The sequence below is a fragment of the Streptomyces sp. NPDC088097 genome (assembly GCF_044741845.1).
GTDB lineage: Bacteria > Actinomycetota > Actinomycetes > Streptomycetales > Streptomycetaceae > Streptomyces.
Genome location: NZ_JBIUTJ010000015.1, coordinates 77,086 through 100,584, shown reverse-complemented (window position 1 = coordinate 100,584; position 23,499 = coordinate 77,086). Strand labels below are relative to the sequence as shown.

The 23,499-nt window shown below is 73.3% G+C and carries 11 protein-coding genes and 2 pseudogenes; 8 read left to right on the top strand and 5 right to left on the bottom strand.

Annotated features, from left to right (window positions below; genetic code table 11):
- Positions 1-76: 76 nt before the first annotated feature.
- Complete coding sequence (locus ACIOD1_RS29665) at positions 77-1,030, bottom strand: SDR family NAD(P)-dependent oxidoreductase (protein WP_365625613.1); 954 nt, start codon at positions 1,028-1,030, stop codon at positions 77-79.
- 180 nt (positions 1,031-1,210) lie between these two features.
- On the opposite strand from ACIOD1_RS29665, the pseudogene ACIOD1_RS29660 reads away from it, so the two are divergent.
- The 8 genes and pseudogenes from ACIOD1_RS29660 to ACIOD1_RS29625 form a co-directional block, all read left to right on the top strand.
- Positions 1,211-1,483: pseudogene (locus ACIOD1_RS29660) on the top strand (transposase); the annotation flags it as partial.
- Positions 1,484-1,921: 438 nt separating this feature from the next.
- Positions 1,922-5,074: an amino acid adenylation domain-containing protein gene (locus tag ACIOD1_RS29655; RefSeq protein WP_401905739.1), complete on the top strand. Its 3,153-nt coding sequence runs from the start codon at positions 1,922-1,924 to the stop codon at positions 5,072-5,074.
- Between the two features lie 116 nt (positions 5,075-5,190).
- Positions 5,191-10,866 carry an amino acid adenylation domain-containing protein gene (locus tag ACIOD1_RS29650; RefSeq protein WP_401905737.1) on the top strand — a complete coding sequence of 1,892 codons (5,676 nt, stop codon included), beginning with the start codon at positions 5,191-5,193 and terminating at the stop codon, positions 10,864-10,866.
- Entirely contained in the window at positions 10,863-14,228 is a 3,366-nt protein-coding gene (locus ACIOD1_RS29645) for an amino acid adenylation domain-containing protein (protein ID WP_401905735.1), read from the top strand. The genes ACIOD1_RS29650 and ACIOD1_RS29645 overlap by 4 nt, the downstream gene beginning before the upstream one ends.
- Positions 14,229-14,322: 94 nt before the next feature.
- A complete protein-coding gene (locus ACIOD1_RS29640) occupies positions 14,323-17,382 on the top strand; it encodes an AMP-binding protein (RefSeq protein ID WP_401905733.1) in 3,060 nt (1,019 codons plus the stop codon).
- A 387-nt stretch (positions 17,383-17,769) separates the two neighbouring features.
- Positions 17,770-18,282 carry a hypothetical protein gene (locus ACIOD1_RS29635; protein WP_401905731.1) on the top strand — a complete coding sequence of 171 codons (513 nt, stop codon included), beginning with the start codon at positions 17,770-17,772 and terminating at the stop codon, positions 18,280-18,282.
- Positions 18,279-18,836: a hypothetical protein gene (locus ACIOD1_RS29630; protein WP_401905729.1), complete on the top strand. Its 558-nt coding sequence runs from the start codon at positions 18,279-18,281 to the stop codon at positions 18,834-18,836. Before ACIOD1_RS29635 ends, ACIOD1_RS29630 begins: the two co-directional genes overlap by 4 nt.
- A gap of 245 nt (positions 18,837-19,081) precedes the next feature.
- Positions 19,082-19,471, top strand: a complete 390-nt coding sequence (locus ACIOD1_RS29625) for a hypothetical protein (protein WP_401905726.1) — start codon at positions 19,082-19,084, stop codon at positions 19,469-19,471.
- Here the strand turns inward: ACIOD1_RS29625 and ACIOD1_RS29620 are convergent.
- From ACIOD1_RS29620 to ACIOD1_RS29605, 4 genes and pseudogenes are all read right to left on the bottom strand, one after another.
- Positions 19,417-20,265: pseudogene (locus tag ACIOD1_RS29620) on the bottom strand (polyprenyl synthetase family protein); the annotation flags it as partial. The gene ACIOD1_RS29625 and the pseudogene ACIOD1_RS29620 overlap by 55 nt on opposite strands.
- A gap of 495 nt (positions 20,266-20,760) precedes the next feature.
- On the bottom strand, positions 20,761-21,438 hold the full coding sequence (locus ACIOD1_RS29615) for a DUF4232 domain-containing protein (RefSeq protein WP_365625634.1): 678 nt from the start codon (positions 21,436-21,438) through the stop codon (positions 20,761-20,763).
- 342 nt (positions 21,439-21,780) lie between these two features.
- A complete protein-coding gene (locus ACIOD1_RS29610; protein ID WP_365625637.1) occupies positions 21,781-22,701 on the bottom strand; it encodes an EamA family transporter in 921 nt (306 codons plus the stop codon).
- Positions 22,698-23,468, bottom strand: coding sequence for a YqcI/YcgG family protein (locus ACIOD1_RS29605; RefSeq protein WP_401905725.1), 771 nt, complete (start codon positions 23,466-23,468; stop codon positions 22,698-22,700). Before ACIOD1_RS29605 ends, ACIOD1_RS29610 begins: the two co-directional genes overlap by 4 nt.
- Between the last annotated feature and the right edge of the window lie 31 nt (positions 23,469-23,499).

The window sequence follows — 23,499 nt, the reverse complement described above, 5'->3', positions numbered from 1 at the left end:
CTGTCCTTGGGATCAGAGATGGCGGAGGAACCCACGGAGTTCGGAGGCCGTCGTGAACAGGCGCGCCTGGTGCCCTCTATGCGGTGCGGTGAACGAACGGGTCGGTGCTGGTCACGTCGCAGCTGGCCGCCCATAGACGTGCCGCGGTCGTGGTGTCGGCGAGGTGGTTCCAGAGGGGTTCGATCCTGGGCGTACCGCGCAGCCCGAACAGGCGGGGGCTCCACATCTGACCGCCTCGGACGTCGGGGTCGAGTACGGCCCGTACCGCGGGCCATGCGGCAGCGTCCTTGCCCTGGACGAGAAGGCCGAGCGGCAGGTGGCCCAGCCGCTCGCCGACGGTCCGGACATGGAATGGCGGGCGCGAAGGCGTGAGGGAGTCGAGCGCGCCGCCGGGGTGAACGACGACGCTCAGCGTCGTGCTGCCGGCAGCACGCAGGCGGCGGTCGAGTTCGAAAGCGAAGAGCATCTGGGCCAACTTCGACCGCGCGTAGGTGCGCTTGGGCCGGTAGTCGTGCGTGCTCTGGAGATCGTCGAGGTCCAGGCGTTCGGACTTGGCGGCGAAGCTGCCGGTGGTGACGATCCGACTCCCCGGGGTTGCCGTAAGCAGGGGGGCCAGGTGGTGGGTCAGCGCGAAGTGTCCCAGGTGGTTGGTCGCGAGCATCAGCTCGTGGCCGGCCGTGGTTTCGCGGCGCGGTGGATGGTCGAGCGCCACGCCGGCGTTGTGGACGACGGCGTCGAGGCGATCCAGTTCGAGCGCGTCCACGGATGCCTTGAGCGAGGCGAGATCAGCCAGGTCCAGGGGCAGGTGCTTCACCTTGGCGCCGGGAACGCGCGAGCTGATGGAAGTGATCGCCTCTTCGGCCTTCGCCCTGTCGCGGCTACCAAGAACGACCATGGCCCCGGTACCGGCGAGCTGCTCGGCGACGAAATAACCGATGCCCGCGTTGCCGCCGGTGACGAGAAAGCTCTTTCCCTCGGCGTGAGGCAGCCGGTGGACGTCCCACTGCGGGGTCTGGGGTACGGAGGGCATGGCGGGCTCCCGGAAGCTCGGAGGGGTGTGGAGGCAGGCGGGGCCGCACGTTCACAACCGGCGGCCCCGCTCCCACGGTCCCTGACACCACCCACATCCCGCCGACAGGTCGCTGTGCCCACCGACAGCCGACCGACATCGCGGGGGCCCGGCGCGGCAGCAGCCGCAGCATCCCCACCCAAGGTCCGCCGGGCCGGGCTCGGCAGGCCGCGGGCCCGCCCCGACCACGTCCTGGGCGACAAGGGCCACAGCTCCCGCAAGATACGCGCCTACCTGCGTGGACACGGAACGTCTCACACCATCCCCGAACGCCGCGACCCGTGCGCCAACCCATCCCGCCGAGGCCGCACCGGCGGCAGACCAGGCGCCTTCGACAAGCTGCTCTACAAGAAGCGCAACATCGTCGAACGCTGCTTCAGCCGTCTGAAACAGTTCCGCGCGATCGCCACTCGCGGTTTGGCCTGAAGGTGCATGGTCTGACGGAACGTCAAGACAATGCATGTCCAGGGACATTGGGGTGAAGGCCGGTACATCTCGGCGCTGACACGCCGGCCGATTCCGGACCTTGGACGGCTCTTGACGGTGCATGGGCGTTGTGCGAATCTCTCGACAGGTCTGGACCAATTGTCATCATCGGGCGGGGGCCCGAGCCACCTGACGTCTCGGGGGATCCCGGGGTGCCCGGCGGTCCTGACCGCTCACGACCGTCGGCCGGTCCCCGGGGGTGGGCCGGACACCACGCCGTGGCCTTATTCGTCACCGAACTCCTGTGCCGTAGGCCGCCGTTGGCGACCGAAGTTCCGAGGTGCGCTAGGCCGTGTCCCACGCCGTGTCCGCACGTCCACCCGTACCGCTCCTCCGCCCTGCTCCGACGTCCTAAGTGAGCCGCCCATGTCCGAAATCCCCTCCCCGGCCGATCACACCCCGGCCTCGCCGGCCCAGCAGGGCATTTGGCTGACCGACCGGCTGGGACTGGCCCACGAGGCGTTCCACGTGCCGGTGCGGATCTCTTTCGACCGGATCGACACGGCGGCACTGGAGCGGGCGGTGGCTGCCGTGACAAGGCGCCATCCGGCCCTTGCCGCACGGCTGGTGGAACGTGACGGCCAGGTCTGGCAGGAGCCTTCGGCGCAGCGGCCCGAACTGGTCCAGCTCGAAGCGCCGGCGGACGAAGCGGACTTGGAGAAGCGGCTGGACGAGGAGGCCGCTCGCCCGTTCGTCCTGGAGAGCGGCCCGCTCAGCCGCTTCACCCTGCACTGGCGCGCCGACGGCAGCGCCGAGCTGCTCGTCACGGCCCACCACGTGGTCTTCGACGGCAACTCCAAGGACGTCCTGGCCCGGGACCTCGCAGCCGCGTACAGCTCGGCGTCCGTGTCCGTGTCCGTGACCACCGCGCCGACCCCACCGGCTGTCCCGCCGACCGCACCGAGCGCGGATCCGGACACCGTGCGGAGGGCTGCCGAGTGGTACGGGTCACGTTGGGCCGCCGCCACCGAACCGGTACTGCCCGGCTTGCCGCGCACCCGGACGGTCGCCTCGGCCGGTGAGGCCGTCGAGTGGCGCCTCGACGGCTCCGAGGCGGGCGAGTTGGCCGCCGCAGCCTCCCTCGCCGGCGTCACCACCTTCGAGTTCCTGCTCGCGACCCTGCACGGGCTGCTGCGCCGCTACGGCGGCGAAGCGGTGCCGGTGTCCGTCCCGTTCTCCACCCGGACACCCGAACTCGCCGGAGAGATAGGGCTGTTCGTCAATGAACTGCCCGTCCACGCGCCTGCGGCCGATGCGTCCCAGACCTTCACCGACTTCGCCGCCGCGGTCCGGGCCGAGCTGCGAGCCGGCTACCCCTACCGCAGCGTGCCCTTCGGCGCCGCCGTCGCCGGACTCGGCCCCCGCGTCGGTCTGACCGCTGTCTCGCTCGGCTACCGTCGGCGCGGCCCGGACCCGGACTTCGCCGACACCGGTGCCCGGATCGCCTGGGCCGTGCACAACCGCACCGCTCGCAACACCCTCCACCTCCAGATCGTCGAAGCCCCCGACACCCCCGACACTCCCGATGCTCCGGGCACCCCGGGCAGCGGTTTCGACTTCAGCCTCCAGTACGACCCAACGGCGGTCGCTCCGGACGTCGCGCGCCGGATCGCCGGCCACTACAGCACCCTGCTCGCCGGCGCGGTGGCCGCGCCCGGAGCCCGGCTGCTGGACCTGCCGCTGCTGGACGCCGCCGAACTCCGGGCCGTCACCACCGAGCCCAACGCAACCGACCGGCTCTATCCGGCCGACCGGACCGTGCTCGACCTGGTCCGCGCCCAGGCCGCCGCCACCCCCGAGGCGATCGCGGTCAGCGCTGCCGACCGCCAGCTCACCTACAGCGAACTGCTGTGTCGTGTAGGACAGTTGAGCGCGGCTCTGCACGCCGGCGGCGTCCGGCCCGGGGACCTGGTCGCCCTCCATCTGAACCGCACCGCCGACCTGCCCGCCGCGCTGCTCGCCGTCCTCGCCACCGGCGCGGCGTACCTGCCGCTGGACCCCGGCTATCCGGCCGAGCGCCTCGCCCTCGTCCTGAGCGACTCGGGCGCCGTTCTGGTGCTCGCCGACCGCGAGCCCTCCCCCGCGGTCGCCGCCGCCGCCCCCGCGGTCCTACGCCTCCCCGCGCCGTCGCCGCAGGACCTGACCGAAGCCGCCCACCGGGCCGCCCCCGGTCCGGACGACGTGGCGTACGTCCTCTACACCTCCGGCTCCACGGGCCGCCCCAAGGGCGTCGCGGTCGGCCACCGGGCGTTGGTCAACCTGCTCACCTCCTTCGCCGACCGGCTCGGCTCCGGCCCCCGGCACGCCTGGCTCGGCTTGACCTCGCTCTCCTTCGACATCTCCGCGCTGGAGCTCTACCTGCCGCTGATCACCGGCGGCCGCCTGGTCCTCGCGCCGGACGGCCTCGCCGTCGACGGCCCCGGCCTGCTCGCGCTGATCGGCGCCGAGGGTGTCACCCACGTCCAGGCCACCCCCTCCGGATGGCGGGTGATGCTCGCCGCGGGGACCGGCTCGGGCCCGCTCACCACCGTCACCGGCCTGGCCGGCGGCGAGGCGCTGCCGTTGCCGCTCGCCCGCGAACTGCGCGCGCGCACCGCCCGGCTGTTCAACGTGTACGGGCCCACCGAGACCACCATCTGGTCCACCTGCTCCGAAATCACCGCCGAACCGCAGCAGGTCAGGATCGGCCGGCCGATCGCCAACACCCAGGCCTACATCGTCGACGAGGAGCTGAACCCCACCCCGCTCGGCATCCCCGGAGAGTTGCTGATCGGCGGGGACGGCGTCGCCCACGGCTATCTCGGCCTGCCCGAACTCACGCGCGAACGCTTCGTGTCGAATTCTTTCGGGCCGCCCGGCTCCCGGCTCTACCGCACCGGGGACCGTGCCGTGCGGACGCCCGACGGCGAACTGGACTTCCTCGGTCGGATCGACGACCAGGTCAAGATCCGCGGGCACCGGATCGAACTCGGCGAGATCGAGTCCGCCCTGCTGGAGCACCCCGCCCTCGCCCAGGCCGCTGTCGCCGTCCACACCTCGCAGGACGGCGAGCCCTTCCTGGTGGGCTACCTGGTACCGGCCACCGGAGCCCGCACACCCGCCCCCGCCGATCTGCGCGACCACCTGCTGGGCACGCTGCCCGCCGCGATGGCGCCGCAGCGCTGGCTCACCGTGGAGCGCCTGCCCCTCACCCCGAACGGCAAGGTGGACCGGCGGGCCCTGCCCGTACCGCCGCGCGAGGCCACCCCGCCGCCGGCCGCCGAGGCCGCCGAGGCCTCAGGTACCGCCGATGCCGGCGCCGAGCCCATCGGGACGGTCCGCCGGATCTGGGCCGAGGTGCTGAACCTGCCCGATGTCGGGCCCGAGGACGACCTGTTCGACCTCGGCGGGCACTCGCTGACGGTCATCCAGATCGCCGCCCGGCTCCGCGACGCGCTCGGTGTGGAGCTGGACTTCGACATCTTCTTCGACGTCCCGACCCCGGCGGGCATCGCCGCCGCCGTCCGCGCGCGCCAGTAGGCCCCGCACCCCGTACGCCGGGCGCGGCCCACCCGGCCGTGCCCGGCCCCGCCGTGCCCGGCCCCGCCGCGTCCGCGCCCTCCGATTCCCCCTCCGAACGCCCGAACAGGAACCCGATGACGGATACCCAGGACCTGCCCACCGGCTGGTCCGCAGCCAAGCGTGCCCTGCTCAGCCAGCGGCTGCGGGGCGCCGCGGCCCCCGCCCGGGTGGTGGAGCCCCGCCCGGCGGACACCGCACCGCCGCTCTCCAGCGGGCAGGAACGACTGTGGTTCATGGACCAGTTCGCACCCGGCTCCACGGCCTACACCCTGGCGCCGGCCCGCCGACTCCGAGGCCCTTTCGACCGCGCCTCGCTGGACGCCGCGCTGACCGACCTGGTGGCCCGGCACGAGAGCCTGCGGATGACCTTCCTCACCACCGAAACGGGCACCGCCGAGGTCCGGGTCGCCGAGCCCGCGCCGTTTGCCGCCCGGCACCTGGACGCCGGCGCTGACCCGGACCCGGAGGCGCGCGCCGCCGCCGAACTCGGCGCGCTGATCGCCGAACCCTTCGACCTCCAAGTCGGCCCGCTGCTGCGCGCCCTGGTGGTCCGGATCGCCGAGGACGACCACGTCCTGGCCCTGGTGATGCACCACATCATCTGTGACGGTTGGTCGATCGACCTCCTCAACCGCGAGCTCGACCTCCGCTACGCCCACCACGCCCATGGCACTCCGGGCGAACTCCCTTCCTTTCCGGTGCAGTTCGGGGACTACGCGGCCTGGCAGCGGGGTTGTCTGGAGGACGGGCGGCTCGCCGCCTCGCGTGAGCACTGGCGCATCGAACTCGATGGCGTCCCGGCCTTGGAGCTGCCCAGCGACCGGCCCCGACCGCCGGTGTTCACCTTCCAGGGGGCCGCGACCGAGTTCCGCTGGAGCACGGAACTCTCCCGCCAGGTCGGCGAGGTGGCACGGGCCTACGGCGCATCCACGTACATGGTGCTGATGGCCGCGTTCCAGGCATTGCTGGGTCGGCATGCCGGTCAGCGCGACTTCGCCGTCGGCTCCGCCGTCGCCGGCCGACTCCACCATGAACTCGAAGGCGTCGTCGGCGCGTTCGTCACGATGTTGCCGATCCGTGCCCGGCTCTCCGCCGACCTCGACTTCGGCCGGCTGATCAGTCGGGTCCGTGAGACCACGCTCGACGCGTACGCGCACCAAGAGGTGCCGTTCGAGCAGATGGTCAACGATCTCGCGGTGGAACGCGACGTCAGCCGGGCCGCCGTCTTCCAGACCACCTTCGCCTTCCAGAACTACGGCGACCACACCGCCGACCTCACCGGGGCCGCCACGGGCATGGCCTCCGAGGGCTTCGGCTACGAAGCCACGACCACCCACGCCGACCTCGCCCTCTACATGCGCGAGGAGCCGGACGGCGGCCTCTACGGTCTGTTCACCTACCGCACCGACCTCTTCGACGCCGGCACCGTCGAGCGCCTCGCCGAGCGGTTCGAGCTGCTGACCGCCGCAGCCGTCGCCGACCCCGCGCTACCGGTCGACCGGCTTCCGCTGCTCGGCCCCGCCGAGCGAACAGCCGTGTTGGAGACCTGGGCCGTCGGTCCACCGTTGCCGGACGGCGGTCCCGCCACACTCACCCTGGCGCTGTCCCGGGCCGCGGCCCGGACGCCCGAGGCGTCGGCGCTGGTCTTCGAGGACCGCACGCTGACCTACGGCGACCTGGACGGCCGCGCCAACGACATGGCCAGGCGCCTGCGGGCGCTGGGCGTGGGGGCGGACGACCGGGTGGCCGTCTGCCTGGAGCAGTCCCCTGAGCTGGCGGTCGCCCTGGTCGCCGTCCTGAAGGCCGGCGGCGGCTACGTGCCGCTCGACCCCGAGCAGCCCCCCGCTCGGCTCGCCCACCTGGTCGCCGACTCCGGAGCCAAGGTCCTGATCACCGACCCCGTGCTGCGCCCCCGGTTCGGCGACCACCCGGCGATCGATCTGCTGACCGGCGCCGACGGCGACGGCGCGAGGGAGTGGGACGGGGCCCCGCTGGAGGAGGTCTCCGGCGCCGACCACCTGGCGTACGTGATCTACACCTCGGGCTCCACCGGCACGCCCAAGGGCGTCGCGGTGCAGCACCGCCAAGTCCTCAACTACCTCGCGGGCGCGGCCGCGCGGCTGCGGATCGAGCCCGGTGCCTCATTCGGGTTGTTGCAGTCCCTCTCCTTCGACTTCAGCATCACCGTGCTCTACCTGGCGCTCACGACCGGCGGCCGGGTACACCTGCTGCCGCGCCGGATCGCGGGCGTGGAACTTGCGGCGGAGATCGAGCGGGCCGGCATCGACTACCTGAAGATGACGCCCTCGCACCTGGCCGCGCTGACCGCCGACGCACCCCTTGAGCGGCTGCTGCCGCGCCGTGCGCTGGTCCTCGGGGGTGAGGCCGGCAGCTGGTCCTGGGCGGCGGGCATCGCCGCACTCGGCCGGTGCGCGGTGTTCAACCACTACGGTCCGACCGAGGCGACGGTGGGGATCACCGTCCACGAGGTCACCGCCGACGGCGTGGACGCGCCGGGGAGCACCCCGATCGGCAGTCCGCTGGCCGGCGGGCGCTGCTACGTGCTGGACGAGGCCCGCAACCCCGTACCGCCCGGCGTCACCGGTGAGTTGTACGTGGGCGGGGACCGGCTGGCCCGGGGCTACCTCGGACGGCCGGAGCTGACCACCGAGCGGTTCCTGCCCGACCCGTACGCCGACCCCTACACCCACCCGTACGCAGACCCGTCCGGCGCCGACCCGGGCGCCGCGGGGACCGGCGGTCCGCGGATGTACCGCACCGGCGATCTGGCGCGCTGGCGCGCCGACGGGGTCCTGGACTACCTCGGCCGCTGCGACGACCAGATCAAGGTCCGCGGCTACCGGGTCGAACCGGGTGAGATCGAGGCCGCGCTGACCGCCCTGCCCGGCATCACCCAGGCGGTGGTCCTGGCCCGCGGCGAGGGCGTCAAGCAGAACCTCGTCGCCTACCTGGAACGTCCCGCCGGCGGCGAATCGCCGGCGGCCGCCGAACTACGTGCCGCCCTGGGCGAGATCCTGCCGGACTACATGGTCCCCGCCCGCTACGTGGTCCTGGAGCGGCTGCCGCTGCTCGCCCACGGCAAGGTCGACCGCAAGGCGCTGCCCGCGCCCGCGGACGGACCCGCCGCCGGCGCCCACGTCGACCCGGAGGGCGGGACCGAGCAGGTGATCGCCGCCATGTGGGCGGACCTGCTGGACCTCCCCCGAGTGGGCGCGCTGGACGACTTCTTCGAGCTGGGCGGCCACTCCCTGCTCGCCACCCAGGTGGTCGCCCGCATGCGCCGGGCCTTCCCCGACCTGGCCACCCCGGTCGGCGTGATGGACCTCTTCAAGTACCCGACGGTCAGACGACTCGCCGCTCTGGTGGCCACCCCCGCGGCCGACCGCGGTCCGCGCCGGTTGCTACACCTGCTCACCCCCGAGCGCCGCGCAGTGGCCGCCAGCGTGGTCTGCGCCCCCTACGGCGGCGGCAGCGCACTGATCTACAAGCCGCTCGCCGACGCCATGCCGGCGGACTGGGCCCTGCACTCCATCGCGGTTCCCGGCCACGAGCTGGGTGAGGAGGCGATGGACGTCGACGAGGTCGCCCGGCTCTGCGCCGAGGAGATCGTCGCCAACGTCGCCGGACCGCTGGTGCTCTACGGGCACTGCGGGGTCGGCGTCCGGCTGACCGTGGAGATCGCCCGCCGGGTGGAGGCGGCAGGCCGGGAGATCGACGCCGTCCACCTCGGAGGCATCTTCCCGTTCGCCCGCCCGAAGGGCCGCGGCGCCGCGATGGCCGAGTACTTCGCCGAGCTGGCCGCCCGCCTGCGCAGCGACCAGGGCATGATCAACGCCCTGGCCGCTGCGGGTCTGGACGTGGACGAGGTCGACGCGGACCAACTGCGGTTGATCGTGCACAACCGCCGGGTCGGCACCAAGGGCGCCGAGCGCTACTTCGGCGAGCTGTACGAGAGCGAGGGCGGCGTCCTGAGGGCGCCGGTGATCGCCGTCTGCGGGGACCGCGATCCGGCGACCGAGTTCTACCAGGAGCGGTTCCGCGAGTGGCACCGGATCACCGGAACCGCCGCCGTGGTGGTCCTCGACGAGGCCGGGCACTTCTACCTCAAGTACCGCGCGGCGGAGCTGGCCGACATCCTGACCGGGGTGCACCGCTCGATCGCCTCCGGCGAGGAGGCGCGCCACGAACGCACCGCCGCCGCCACCTGGTGGCTGGCGGGCCTGTCCCGCGACGTCGCCGGGACGGAGCCGGACACCGAGCCTCGCCCCGAGCCGGACCCCGGGCAGCCGGAAACGCCCCAGCGGGACGGCACGGCGGAGCGGCACAGGACCCCGGAGCGGTCCGGGAAGCCGGGGAAGCCCCGCAAGGCCCGCGAGCGCCGCCCCGTCCGTCCGACCATGGGCCGCTTCCTGGCCATCGCCACCGGCCAGCAGCTCTCGATGATCGGATCGGCGCTCACCGAGTTCGCCCTGCCGATCTGGATCTACCTTCAGACCGGCTCGCTGTTCCAACTCGGCCTCCTCGCCGCCTTCGGCCTGGTGCCCGGCATCGTGGTCGCCCCGCTGGCCGGCGCCATCGTCGACCGGGGCGACCGCCGCCGGGTGATGCTGGGCGGCGACATGGCGGCCGGCCTGACCCAGGCTGCCCTGCTGGTGCTCTACCTCAGCGACTCGCTGGAGATCTGGCACTGCTACGTGATGATCTCCCTGCTGTCCGCCGCGCTCGCCTTCCAGCGCGTCGCCTGGGGCTCGGCGGTTCCGCAGCTGGTGCCCAAGCGCTTCCTCGGTCGCGCCAACGGTGTGGTTCAGATGGTCCTCGGCCTCGCCCAGTTCCTCGTCCCGCTGCTCGCCGTGGGCATCCTGCACGTGATCGGCCTCGGCGGCATCCTGGTCTTCGACGTCGTCAGCTACCTGATCGCCACCGGCGTCACCTTGGCGGTGCGCTTCCCGGACGCGATGGCCGCCGCCCGCCGCGAGAGCGTCGGCGCCGAGATCCGCGCCGGTTTCCAACGAGCCCTCGGAAGCCGCCACTTCAGGGCCATGCTGTTCTGGTTCGCGGTGCTGAACCTCTTCCTCTCCCCCCTCTTCCTGCTCGTCACCCCGCTGGTGCTGTCCTTCTCCTCCACCGCCGCGGCCGGCTGGGTGTCCACCGCGGCCGGCCTGGGCGCCGTCCTCGGCGGCCTCACCCTGCTGGTCTGGGGAGGCCCGCGCCGGATGCGCCTGCGCGGTGTCCTGTTCGCCACCCTCGGTCTCGCCGCCGCCTGCGTCGTCACCGGACTGCGACCCTCGGTGACCGTGGTCGCCGTCGGCGCGTTCGGCATGACCTACGGACTGGCGCTGCTCAACGGCATCTACGCGACGGTCGTCCAGACCAAGGTCCCGATGCGCTTCCACGGCCGGGTGATCGCGGTGAACACCATGGTCGCCTGGTCCACCCTGCCGATCGGTTTCGCCTTGGTCGCCCCGGCCGGCCCCGAGCTGCTCCAGCCCCTGATGGACGAGGGCGGCGCGCTGGCCTCCAGCGTCGGCGCGCTGATCGGCACCGGCGACGGGCGCGGCATCGGCCTGCTCTACCTGGTGTTCGGCCTCGCCATGGCCGTACTGGTCCTGGTCAGCTTCTGCATTCCCGTCCTGGCCCGCTTCGACCGGGAAGTCCCGGACGCCGAATCCGACGACCTGATCGGCCTGGAGACCCTGCAGGCCCGCGCGAAAGGCGAGATGAACAGATGACCTCCCCGACCCCGATCTCCCGCCATCCGCTCACCGACGAGCAGCGCCGTCTCTGGTTCCTCCAGCAACTGAAACCGCAGGACGCCGGGTTCAACATGTACCTGAACCGGCGCTGGAGCGGCCCGATCGACCCGCGGGCCCTCGGCGCCGCACTCACCCGCCTCACCGCGCGGCACCGGGTGTTGCGCACCCGGTTCGCCCTGGACGGAGGGCAGCCCGTCCAACTCGTCGAGCCCGTGAGGGACGTCGAACTCGCCCTCGTCCCGATACCGGACGCCGCGGAGGAATCCTTCACCGCAGCCTGCGCCCCCTTCGTCAACGCCCCCTTCGACCTGGGCGAGCGGCCGCCGCTGCGGGCCGTCCTGGTCAGCGCCGGCGGGCACGAACACGCCCTGAGCATCGTGGTCCACCACATCGTCTCCGACGGCTGGTCGTTCACCGTCCTGTGGCGCGAACTGCTCGCGCTGTACCGCGCGGAGATCGGCGAAGGACCGGCCGACCTGCCCGAACTCAAGCTCCAGTACGGCGACTTCGCGCAAGCGGAGCGGACCAGGCTGGACGGCGGCGCGGCCGAGGAGGCCGTCCGGCACTGGAGCGGACGACTGTCCGGCGTCAGCGCCCTGCGGATGCCGCTGGACCATCCCAGGCCCGCCGAGCCCACCCACCCGGCCGGCTTCGCCGACCTCGCCCTCGGCCCCGGCCTCGTCGCCGGACTCGACGCCCTGGCCCGCGCGCAGCGCTGCACCCCGTTCATGGTGCTGCTCGCCGCCTACCAGAGCGTGTTGGCCCGCTGGAGCGGGACCTACGACTTCGCCGTCGGCACCCCGCTGGCCGGCCGCAACGAGACCGCCCACGAGGCCCTCCTCGGCTACTTCTCCCGCACCGGGGTGATCCGTGCGGACCTCACCGGCGAGCCCGACTTCGCCACCGTGCTGCGCCGGGTGCGCTCGGCCACGATGGCCGCGCTGAGCCATCAGGACGTCCCCGTCGAGCGGGTCGCCGGCGAACTGGGGCTGCCGGCGCTGCCCGGCGTGGGCCCGCTCTACCAGGCGGTGTTCGTCCACCAGAGCCAGTACGAGCTGGCGGGCGCCGACGAGCGGACCGCGCTGCCCGCGGGGGTCCGGACGGCGAGCATGGACTCCGGCTTCGATCGGGCCAAGACCGATCTCTTGCTGGACAGTTGGCGTACCCCGGACGGCGGGATGACGCTCTCGTTCTGCTTCGACCGGGAGCTCTTCGAGCGCGCCACGGTCGAGGCCCTGGCCGGCCGGGTTCGCGACCTGCTCGCCCGAGCCGTCGTGGACGTCGAGGTGCCGCTGCACGGTGACTGGCTGTTGACCGGCGAGGAGCGCGCCGCGCTGCTCGCCCTCGGCGCCGGACCCGCCGTGACCGAGGACCCCCGCCCGATCCTGCGCGGCTTCGCCGACCGGGTCGCCGCGCGCCCCGACGCTCCCGCTCTCGAATGTGCGGGAAGCGTCCTGACCTACGCGGAACTCGATCGCGCCTCCGAGGAGTTGGCCGGTCGGCTGGGCCCGGTGGCGGGCCGTGCGGTGGGCGTCCGGATCGAGCCGTCCTTCGCACTGGTCACCGCCCTGCTGGCCGTCTGGAAGGCCGGCGCCGGCTACCTGCCGCTCGACCCCGCGCACCCGACCGAGCGTCAGCGACTGATGCTCGGCGAGGCGGACGCCGCCCTGCTGCTGACCGGAGGCGAGCGTCCGGATCTGGGGGTCCCGGTGCTGGGGGTCCCGGCGCTGGGGGTCCCGGCGCTGGGGGTCCCGGCGCAGGTCACGGCGCCAGGGGTCACGGTGCCAGAGGTCACGGCGCTGGAGGTCACCGCGCCGGCCGCCGGCGATCCGGGCACCGGGGCCGAGCCGGCCCGGGACGTGGGCTCCGACCCCGGGGGCCCGGGGCTCGCGGGGGCCGCGCCGGCCGGAGCCCGGCCGGACGGCCTCGCGTACGTCCTCTACACCTCGGGCTCCACCGGCGCCCCCAAGGGTGTCGCCGTCGAGCACGCCGCGCTGGCCGAGCGCGTCCGGTGGATGGCCGGGCCCGAGGGATACGGGCTCCGGCCGGGCGACCGGATCGTCCAGTTCGCCTCCATCGGCTTCGACACCCACGCCGAGGAGATATGGCCCGCCCTCACCGCGGGCGCCTGTGTGGTCCTGCTGCCCGGCGGCGGCCGGACGCTGCCCGATCTGCTGCGCAGCGAGGCCGGACGGTCCGTCACCGTACTCGACCTGCCCACCGCGTACTGGCAGGAACTGGTGTCGCTCGGAGAGCAGACCCCCTGGCCGCCGGCGCTGCGCCTGGTGGTCCTCGGCGGTTCCGAGGCGCGCGCCGCGACCGTCGCCCAGTGGCGGGAGCGGCACGGCGACGCCGTCCGGTTGGTCAACACCTACGGCCCGACCGAGGCCTGCGTCATTGTCACCGCGGGCGAGCTCGGCGGCGGGCTCGGCACCGGATCCGCCGCCGAGCGGCGCCCGCCGCTCGGCCGTCCGCTGCCGGGGGTGCGGCTCTACCTGTTGGACGAGCGCGGCGGCCTGCTGCCCGCCGGCTCCGAGGGCGAGCTGTACATCGGCGGCGTCGGCCTCGCGCGCGGCTACCTGGCCCGGCCCGAACTGACCGCGGCGGCCTTCCTCCCCGATCCGTTCGCCGGCGCCCCGGACGGCCGGATGTACCGCACGGGCGACCGCGCCCGGTGGCGCACCGACGGGCAATTGGAGTTCCTCGGCCGCGCCGACGACCAGGTGAAGATCCGCGGGTACCGGATCGAGCCCGCCGAGATCGAGGCCGCCCTCACCGCCCACCCGGCCGTCGGCCGGGTGGCCGTCTCCGTCCGGAACGGTCGCCGGCTGGTGGCCTATGCCGTCCTGCGACCGGACGCCGGGCAGCGGTCCGCGGCCGGGCCGAAGGCGGGCGAACTGCGTGAGTACCTGGCGCTGCGGCTGCCGGCCTTCATGGTGCCGGACACCGTGGTGCTGCTCGACACCCTCCCGCTCACGGCCAACGGCAAGCTCGATGCCGCGGCCCTGCCCGACGAGGACGCGACGGGCGCCGCCGCTGCCGCTGCCGGGTACCTGGCGCCCCGCACCGATGCCGAGGCCTTGGTGGTCGAGCTCTGGCAGGAGGTCCTCGGCGTGCCGAGGGTCGGCGTGCTGGACGACTTCCTCGCCCTCGGTGGGGACTCCCTCCTGGTCACCAGGGTCGCCGCCCGGATCCGGGCCGGCGTCGGCCTCGACGTGTCGATCCGCGACGTCTTCGAGAGCGCCACACCGGCCGCCCTCGCAGCCCGGATCGAAGCACTGCTGATCGCGGAGATCGACGCCCTCAGTGAGGAGGAGGCCGCCGGCCGGCTGAACTGACCGCGCCTCCAGCAACGCCGCCGGGGACACGAGCCTCCCTCGGCGGCCCGACCTCCCGCCCCTCCTCTCACCGGAGAACGCCATCAACACCACTGTGCCGCCCGCCGCGACGACCGTCCCCGAGCTGCTCGACGCGCGGGCCGCCGAGCACCCGGACCACGTGGCGCTGCGGGTCGTCGGCGGCGGGGAACTCAGCTACCGCCGTTGGCGCGAGGAGGCGCTGCGCGCTGCCGTCGGGCTGGTCGCCGCCGGGGTCGCACCGCGCGACCGGGTGGTGCTGCGGTTCTCCAACGCGCGCTGGGAGCGGTACGCCGTCGGTTTCCTCGCCGTCCAGTACGCGGGCGGGGTGCCCATCCCGGTCCGCGAGGACCTGTCCGGTACCGATGCCGCCGCACTGGCCGCGCTGGCCGAGGCCCGCACGCTCCTGGGAGAGGGGGAACCGCCGACCGTGCCGGGGCTGGTGGAGCTGCGTCTGGAGGACCTGCTCGCGGCGCACCCGGAGCCGCCCGACGTCCCGCCGCACCGGGTCGGCCCGGCCGACCCGGCCCAGGTGATCGGTACCTCCGGCACCACCGGCGCGCCCAAGGGCGTGCTCGCCGCGCACGGAAACCTGACGGCCGGGTTGGCCACCCACCCCCGCCGGCGCGCCTACGCGCACTCGCGGTACGCCCTGCACGCCTTCCCGATCGGGACCAACGCGGGCCAGGTGATGCTGCTCGGCGCGTTGACCGCCTCGCCCACGACGCTCAGCCTGCCGCGCTTCGACGCGGATCGGTTCGGCACCGCGGTCGAGGAATTCGGGGTCGGCACCGCGTTCCTGGTGCCCTCGATGGCGATCGAACTGGTCAACGCCGGCACCGCCGGCCGGTACGACCTGAGCAGCCTGCGCCTGGTCAACTCCTCCGCCGCCGCGCTGCCCGTGGCGGTGGCGGCCGCGCTGGCCGCGGCGCTGCCGGGCGCGACGCTGGTCAACACCTACACCTCGGCCGAGGCCTCGCCCGCGCAGGTCTCCACCGTGGTCGACGCCCGCCGCCCCGGCTCGCTGGGCCGCCCGACGGACCCCCGTGACCTCCGGATCCTCGACGCGGACGGGCTGGCGCTGCCCGCCGGGGACGTCGGAGAGGTCTGGCTGCGCCAGCCCGGGCCGCCCCGCGGCTACCTGGGCGACGCCGCGCACAGCGCCCGGGTGTTCCGGGACGGCTGGGTCCGGATGGGGGATGTCGGACGCCTCGACCCGGACGGCCACCTGTACCTGCTCGACCGGGAGGGCGACGTCATCAAGAGCGGTGCGCTGAAGGTCTCCACGCTGCGGATCGAGGAGGCGCTGCACGAGCACCCCGCGGTCGCCGACGCCGCCGCGCTCGGCCTGCCGCACCCGGTGATGGGCGCCGTCCCGGTGGCGGTCGTGGTGGCGGGGCCCGCGGGTCTGGACCTGGACGAGCTACGGCTGTTCCTGAGCGCCCGGTTGAGTCGGGCCGAGCTGCCCGTCCGGATCCTGGTCGCCGGCGACCTGCCCAGGAACCCGAGCGGCAAGGTGGTCAAACACCGGCTCCGACCGCTGTTCGACGGGCCTGCGGAGTCCAGCGGCCCGACGGTCGCCCCGGCCACCCCGACGGAGCTGCGGTTGGCCGGGCTCTGGCGGCGCCTGCTCGGCCGGCCGGTCAGCGACGTGGCCGCCGAGTTCTTCGCGCTCGGCGGCGACTCGTTCCGGGCGGTGCAGCTCGCCACCGGCATCAGCGGCGAGTTCGGGATCCGGGCAGGCGTCGGGGTGGTCTTCGAGCGGCCCTCGCTGCGATCGCAGGCCGCTTGGGTGGACCACCCCGACCGGCGGCTGACCCCTGACGGCGAAACGTCGGCCGGGACGGAGACCGTGACGCCCTACCTGGCCGCACTCCGTGCGCAGCCGCACGCCGTCGCACTCACCTCGCAGCAGGAGAACTTCTTCCGCTGGATGGCCGAGGCCCCGGGGCGGGACGCCGGCGCTGTGACGGCGCTGTTCCGCGTGGCCGACCGGCTGCGACCGGAGACCCTGGGCCTGGCCCTCACCGAGGCGGTCCGGCGTCATCCGGCGCTGCGGACGCGGTTCGAAGCGATGGGAGAGGGGGTCGTACGGGCGGTGCTGGACGAGGAGCCCCGGGTCCGGATCACGCTGACCCGGGCCCCGGGGGCCACGGACGCGGAGGTGGACGCCCTGCTGCTGGCCGAACGCGACCGTCTCACCGACCTGGCCCGAGACCCGATGGCGCGCCTCCTCGTGATCAGCCGGTCGGAGACCGACCACGTGGTGTTGGTCGCGGTGCACCACATGGTCTCCGACGGTTGGTCGGTCGGTGTGCTGCTGGCCGACCTGGGGGTGTTCTACTCCGCGCTGCGGCGGGGCCGGTCGGCCCCGCCGGCCCGTTCCGGCCCCGGCTATCGGGAGTTGGTGGACGGGGCCAACGCGCACTGGCCCACCTCGCGGGCCCACTTCGCGAACGCCCTGGCCGGGGCACCGGAGGCCGTCGAGCAGTTCGCGGGGCGCCGGGCGGTGGACGAAGTGCTTACCAAGGCACACGAGTTCGAGGTGTCGGCCGCGTTGGCCGAGGCCCTGCGGGCCCGGGCGGCCGAACTGGGCGCCACCCCCTTCCTTGCCGTCACGGCGGCGTGGACCGGCCTGCTGGCGCGCCGCTGTGGCCGTCCCGACCTGGTGGTGATGACCCCGGTACCCGGCCGCCCGCGCCCGGACTCCGAGCGGACGGTGGGCTGCTTCGTCCAGTCGTTGCTGTTGCGGGTGGACGCGAGCGGGGGACCCGGTTTCGTCGAGCTGGTGGACCGGCTGCGGGTGGTCTACAGCGATGCGCTGAACCACCAGCTGTACCCGTTCGCCGAGTTCAGTCCGTCCGTACCGTTCGCGGCGTGGCTCCGCTACGAGGCGTGGGCCGCGCCCGCACAGTTGCCCGGCCTGGTCTGCGAGCCGTGGGAGCTGCCGCGTGGGAGCACCGTGCCCTGGCCGCTGCCGGGCGGCGACCGGGGCGTGCCCGAGCTGACCGTGGTCGAGCAGCCGGGCGGCGGCCTGCGGTGCTGGTTGCAGTACAACGCGCTGGCCTTCGACCTCCCCGTCATCACCGAACTGGCCGGGGAGTTCACCGCCGCGCTATCCGCCGCCTGCGGCTGAGCCGTTGCCCGTTCCGGTCGCCGCCGACGGCCTCGCCCGGCGGCGGCCTCCGTACCGACGACGGCAAGGTGGTCCGGGACACGGGGGCCGCTGCGCGGCGGCGCCTCCCCCGCCGTGCCGTCCGCTCCCGAAGACGCACGCTCGACCGGATCACCGCCTCACTCAGCGACACCGTCCCGTACGCGCGGACCACCGGTGCATCTGCCCCATCACCCGTACTCACCGGGTGGAACAGGACTTCGCATCGAGGATCGGGTGGGCGCGGTGACGGTCGGCGGGAGCAGCGGTCCCGGCGTACGTCCGGCGAGGGTGCCGACGCCGTGTCAGCCCGGGGACCGGGGCCGTGTCGCCGTGCTGGGCGGCGGGGTTTCCGGTCTGACCGCGGCCATGGAACTCGCCGAACGGGGCTTCACCGTCACCGTCGTGGAGGCCCGATCCCTGGGCGGGAAAACGCGGAGCATCCCGGTGCGGGGCACGGGCCGTCAGGGGCGCCGTGACCTGCCCGGGGAACACGGGTTCCGGTTCTTCCCCGGGTTCTACCTCGACCTGCCCAGGACGATGAGCCGCATCCCGTTCCCCGGGAACGCCGACGGGGTGGCGGGCAACCTCGTCGAGGCCGAGGAGGTCCTCCATGCCCGGTCGGACGGGCAGGACGGTCTCCTGCTGCGGGTCGGCGGTGAGGGGCGGACGCCGGATCTCGAAGGCACGCTCCGCGCCTGGGGGACTTCCTCGTCCAGGCCAGGGGACTCTCGCCGCAGGAGTGCGAATTCTTCGCCAACCGCCTTCTGGTGTACGCCACGAGCGGCGACGCTCGGCGTGCGGGGCAGTGGGAGAAGACCTCCTGGTGGGACTTCTGCGAGGCCGACGGCGCATCCGAGGGGTACCGCCGTCTGTGTGTGATCGGACCGAGTCGCAGCCTGGTCTCGGCCAAGGCCGAGGTGGCCGGCGCCGAGTCCATCGCCCGTACCCAGACCGACTTCTGGTACGGGCTGTTGGGGCGCAAGAGCCGCGCGGCGGCCGATCGCATCCTGAACGCGCCCACCAACGAGGCGTGGATCGACCCGTGGGTGCGGCACCTGACGTCGCTCGGTGTGCGCTTCGTACTGGATCGGCGGGTCCGGAGACTGGAAGTGACGAGGGGATCGGTGAGTGCCGCCCTGGTCGAGGGACCGGGTGGAAGTACCGAGCGGGTGGAGGCGGACTGGTTCGTCTGCGCGGTGCCCGCGGAGAAGGCCGTGTCCCTGCTGGACGGCGAGATCCTCGCGGCGGACCCCGCACTGGCCGGTGTGGCGCACCTGCGGACGGATTGGATGACCGGCCTGCAGTTCTTCCTGCGCGAGCCCACGCCGATCGCCCGCGGACACGTGATCTACCTCGACTCCCCGTGGGCGCTGACCTCGGTGAGCCAGGCGCAGTTCTGGAAGGGCGTCGACTTCGCCGCGAACCTACGGTGACGGAGCGGTACGGGACTGCCTGTCGGTGGACGTCTCCGCCTGGGACGTGCCGGGCCCGCTGTTCGGCAAGGCCGCCTGGGACTGCACCAGCGAGGAAGTGGTCGCCGAAGTCTGGCACCGGATGTGCCAGGCACTCGACAGCCCCGCCCGGACGGTACTCCACGACGGTCTCCTGCACTCCTGGTTCCTCGACCCGGCCGCCACCGGCCCGGACCAACCGGGCAGGGCGCGGAACTCCGAACCGGGTGTTGATCACCACCGCCGATTCGGCCCGGCACCGACCACGCTCGGCGACCGCTCTGGGCAACCTCTTCCTCGCCGGGGACTGGGTCCACAGCGACCTCAACCTGGCCACGATGGAGGCCGCCGATCAGACGGGCAAAGCGGCCGTCAACGCCCTGCTGTCGGCGGCCGGCTCCCGCGCCGCGCCCTGCGAGATCCTGACGCTGCGGCACCCCGCCGAACTCGACGAACTCCACGAGGTGGACACCCCGCTCTACGCCGCGGGACTGCCCAACGCCTTCGACCGGCCCGCGCCCTGGAACACCGCACGGTCGGGCGCGGGCGCCGACCTCCCGACTCAGGGCCGCCCCTTCACCGGGTCCGGTCGGCGAGAAACGTGGTCAACCCCCTGAGATCGTCCACGGCGGCCGGTGCCCGCGCGTCCGCCGATCGGCTCAACCGGCCCAGGAAGTCCTGGGCGCGGACCGTGTGGGCCACCGCTTCTTCGACGGTCCGCTCCCGCCCACCGAGCGACTCGATCAGGCGTACGGTCTCCGCCAGGTCCGGCCTCCCCGGCTCGCCGGTCGGGGCGTACACCCTCGGCCGGCCGCGCCGCGAGCGGGCCGCCCGCCGACAGCGCCACCGCCACGGGGAAGGACTTCTTGCGTGCCACCAGGTCCGAGCCGGCCGGTTTGCCGGTGACCGAGGGATCGCCCCAGATCCCGAGCACGTCGTCCACCAGCTGGAACGCCATCCCGAGGTCCTTGCCGAACGTCGTGAAGCCGTCCACCAACTCGGCGTCGGCGCCGCCGTACAGGGCCCCCAGACGGCAGGCGCACGCCATCCACGAAGCGGTCTTGCCGCCCATCATCCGGCGACACTCCTCCACGCTCACAGACCGGCGCCCCTCGAAGGCCAGGTCGAGGGCCTGCCCCTGGGCCAGCCGCATCACGGCCCCGCCCAGCGCCGAGGCCGCGGACCGGGCCGGCCCCAGCCGCGCGGGGGGGGCCGGGGGGGGAGCGAACAGCCGCGCCAAGACGAGCGGCAGCGCCGCGTCGGCGGCCCGCTCGGCGGCCTCGCGTCCGAACACCCGCCACGCCGAGGGGCGCGCGCGACGGACCCCGTCCCCGTCCATGGCATCGTCGTGCAACAGCGAGAGAGCGTGCCGGAGTTCCAACCGCCACGGCGCCCGGCAAAGCCTCCTGAGCCTCCGCTCCGACCGCCTCCGCGCACCACAGGACCAGAGCCGCCCTCAGCGCCTTTCCACCCCCGGACTCCTTGCGCCCGTCTGCGTCCCACAAGCCCAGCTGGTAGCCCACGATCCGCGCCGTCCGCGGCTCCCATGCCGCACACCAGCGCTCGGCCTCCACCCGCGTCCGCGCACCCGCGTGTTCGAGGAGGCGGAGCATCTCGTCCGTACGCGCCGCAACTGCCGCCATGCCACCCGCCCGTCCCCCGGAATCCGGCCGCACCGCGACCCACCGGTGCGCCCGCGCCCATTCTCGTAGACCGGCCGGTCGGGATCGACACCGGCGAGGGCGAGATCCACGGCCCCGCCCCCTCGCCCGTACGACGTAGGCCGGGCCCTTCGAAGCTCAGGACGAAGGAACAAGCCACGGCTCCCTCGCCGACCGCAGCGATGGGCGGCAAGCGGCGGGCGGCAAGCGGCAAGCGGGTACCGCACCACATGCCGAGCGTGGTGTCAGCCGCCCTGGCCGGCGGAGCCCATCGGGCCGACCTTGACCGGGGCGCCGGAGCCATCGGTGACGGGCAGGGTGGCGGCTCCCGGCCAGGCGAGGGTGACCGACTTCGTCTCTCCGGGCGGGGTCACCACCAGCCCCGTGATGCGAACGCCGGAGCCGGAGGTGTTGAACGGGTAGGTGACACCGAAGGACACCGACGTCGCCTTCTTGAGGATGCTCGGCTCCGTCTTCTCACCCGTGCGCTGCGCGGACAGCGTTCCCGAAGCCGTCTTCAGGTCGACGCCCGCGTACCCGGGCAGGGTGCAGTCCCGGTTTCCGCGGTTCTTCAACGTCACCGCGACCGTGCCCTCGGCGTCCCCGCCGATGGTGCTGTCCATCGCGGTGATCGTCAGCTCGTCCGTCTTGCACGTGCCGGACTTGCCGCTGTCGGTCGACCCGGTCCCGGCGGCCGTGCCCTTCCCGTCGGAGGACGTCCCGGTGGAGGGCTTGGCGGTGCCCGCCTCCGCACCCCCCGAGACCGAAGCACCACCCGAGGGCGACACGGTGGAAGCGGACGACGCCGAAGCCGCGGACGACGGGCTGCCCTGCGCCGCGCCGTCGTCGCCGTTCTGACAGGCCGTGAGCGAGAAACTCGCCGCGACGGCCAGGGTCGCGAAGGTCAGCTTGTGAACGCGCATCGTCTTGTCCTCGGATCTGTTGGCGGCGCCCGGCGCCCGGCTCGGCCAAGACCGTCGGTGCGAGCGGGCGTTTTCTGGTGGTCAAGAGGCGCTCGGGCCGCCGAACCGTTCCACCCGCCCCCTCCCTAATACCTTGCCGTTACACGCACCGTCATGACGGGACCCACCACCACCGACGAAACCCCGGCATGACGCCCTGTCGACCAGCCGAGATGACCGATCACGCCACCACCGCGCGACCGCTCTCGGCCACCTCCGCCCGACACACACCCGTGACACAGTTGATCTTGACCAACTCAGCGGCATGCCCTCCTCAACCGCCCCCGCCTCGGGTGTACGCCGTCACCCCGGGGCGGTCCCCGCCCCTGCCGTTACGGGGGCGGCCTCCTGCGTGTCGGGGGTCGCGGGTTCGGACAGCCAGACCACGGCGGCGCCGGCGAGGGCCACGACGACGATGCCGGCGACAGCGGCCGGGTCGATCCGCTCTCCGAGGATCAGGAAGCCGGCCAGGGAGCCCATGACGGGGTCGACGCTGAACAGGGTGCCGACGACCCGGGCGGAGGAGACGCGCGCGGCGATCGTGTCGACGGCGTACGGGATGGTGACGCCGATGACGGCGGCCACGGCCAGGACGAGCCACTGGTGCCCGGTCACCCGGCCGGCCACGCCGATACCGAACGGCGCGGACACGACGGCCGCGACCGTCACCGACAGGGCCAGCCCCGACAGCCCGGTGCTGTCCTTGCCCACCCTCTCGGCGAAGACGGTGTAGAGGCCGAAGAAGCCGGCCGCTCCCAGTCCGAAGGCGAACCCGGCGGCGCTGAAGTAGCCCCCCGGCCCGGAGATCAGCAACACCCCGGCGAACGCGGCGATCGCGCACAGCCCCTCGCGTACGCGCCGCGAGGCCAGGAACGCCACCGCACAGGGCCCCAGGAACTCCAACGTCACCGCGACGCCGAGCGGAATGCGGTCGATGGCCGAGTACAGGCACAGGTTCATGGCCGCCATGGCCACGCCGTACACCGTGATGGAGGTCCACTGGCTGCGGCTCCTGCCGCGCAACGTCGGCCGCAACAGCGCGCAGAGGATGAACGCGGCGATGGCCATGCGCAACGAGGAGACCGGCAGCGGGCCCAGCGAGTCGAAGAGCCCGGCCGCGTACGCGGAGGACAGTTGGATGCCCGTGGACCCGACCAGGATGAGCCCCAGCGCTTGTCCCGCCCGGCGGCGACCCGTGGGCTGCCGGCGGGCGGCGCGGCTCACGCCGTGCCCCGGGTGCCGTGAACGGGCGCTCCGCCCGGGCGGTCCGACGTCTCCTCTTCGGGTGTGACCCGTCCGGTGACGTCCCGTCCGGCGAGCGCCGTGTACGGGCAGCCGTTCGTGTCCCCGAGGAAGTACTGCGGGAGTTCCGGGGCGTCGCCGTGGGTGCCCAGATGGGGCGAGACGTCCACCGCGTCGTACGCCGCGAGGCGCCTGCGTATCTGCCGGCGCGCGGCGCTCGCGTGGACGGGCAGCCGGTCGAAACTTGCGCGGGACTGGACGACGAGCGTGAAGGGATGCCCCAGGTTGCGGCTGCGTCGCAACCGGTGGTGGTGCGTACTGACGTTGATGAAGAAGTCGATGCCCTGGTACCAGAAGTTCCACTTCGGGTCCGCCGGATCGACCGGTGCGTCCGCGGGCCACCACCCACCGGCCTCCAGCAGCGTCAGCAGGATCTGCCGGAACGCCTCGTGATCGCCCTCCAGCGAATCGGAGTCGATTCCGTCGAGCCACAACACGACCACTTGATCGGGGTCGTCCCAGATGGCTTCCGCAGCCAGGTTCATCAGCGTGACGGCAGCCTTCCATCCCTCGTGGGCCACGTTCCCGACGCCGAAGAGCAACTCACCCTTGCGTAGGGCCAGGGGTGCGAAGACGCAGGGGAACTCCTTGGAGCCCGCGCTCTGCGCGAACCCCGCGAAGTGGGACTCCAGCCCCTCGGGATGCTCATCGGCTCGAAAGAGGCTGCCGTACGTGGTGCTGCTGGACACCGGTGCTCCTGTCTGCGCTCACACCGAGCAG

Excerpts from the sequence above, each read along its gene's own strand:
- ACIOD1_RS29655 (WP_401905739.1), top strand. The coding sequence starts at position 1,922 with ATGTCCGAAATCCCCTCCCCGGCCGATCACACCCCGGCCTCGCCGGCC.
- ACIOD1_RS29645 (WP_401905735.1), top strand. The coding sequence starts at position 10,863 with ATGACCTCCCCGACCCCGATCTCCCGCCATCCGCTCACCGACGAGCAG.
- ACIOD1_RS29615 (WP_365625634.1), bottom strand. The coding sequence starts at position 21,438 with ATGCGCGTTCACAAGCTGACCTTCGCGACCCTGGCCGTCGCGGCGAGT.
- ACIOD1_RS29635 (WP_401905731.1), top strand. The coding sequence starts at position 17,770 with ATGGAACTCGCCGAACGGGGCTTCACCGTCACCGTCGTGGAGGCCCGA.
- ACIOD1_RS29665 (WP_365625613.1), bottom strand. The coding sequence starts at position 1,030 with ATGCCCTCCGTACCCCAGACCCCGCAGTGGGACGTCCACCGGCTGCCT.
- ACIOD1_RS29650 (WP_401905737.1), top strand. The coding sequence starts at position 5,191 with ATGACGGATACCCAGGACCTGCCCACCGGCTGGTCCGCAGCCAAGCGT.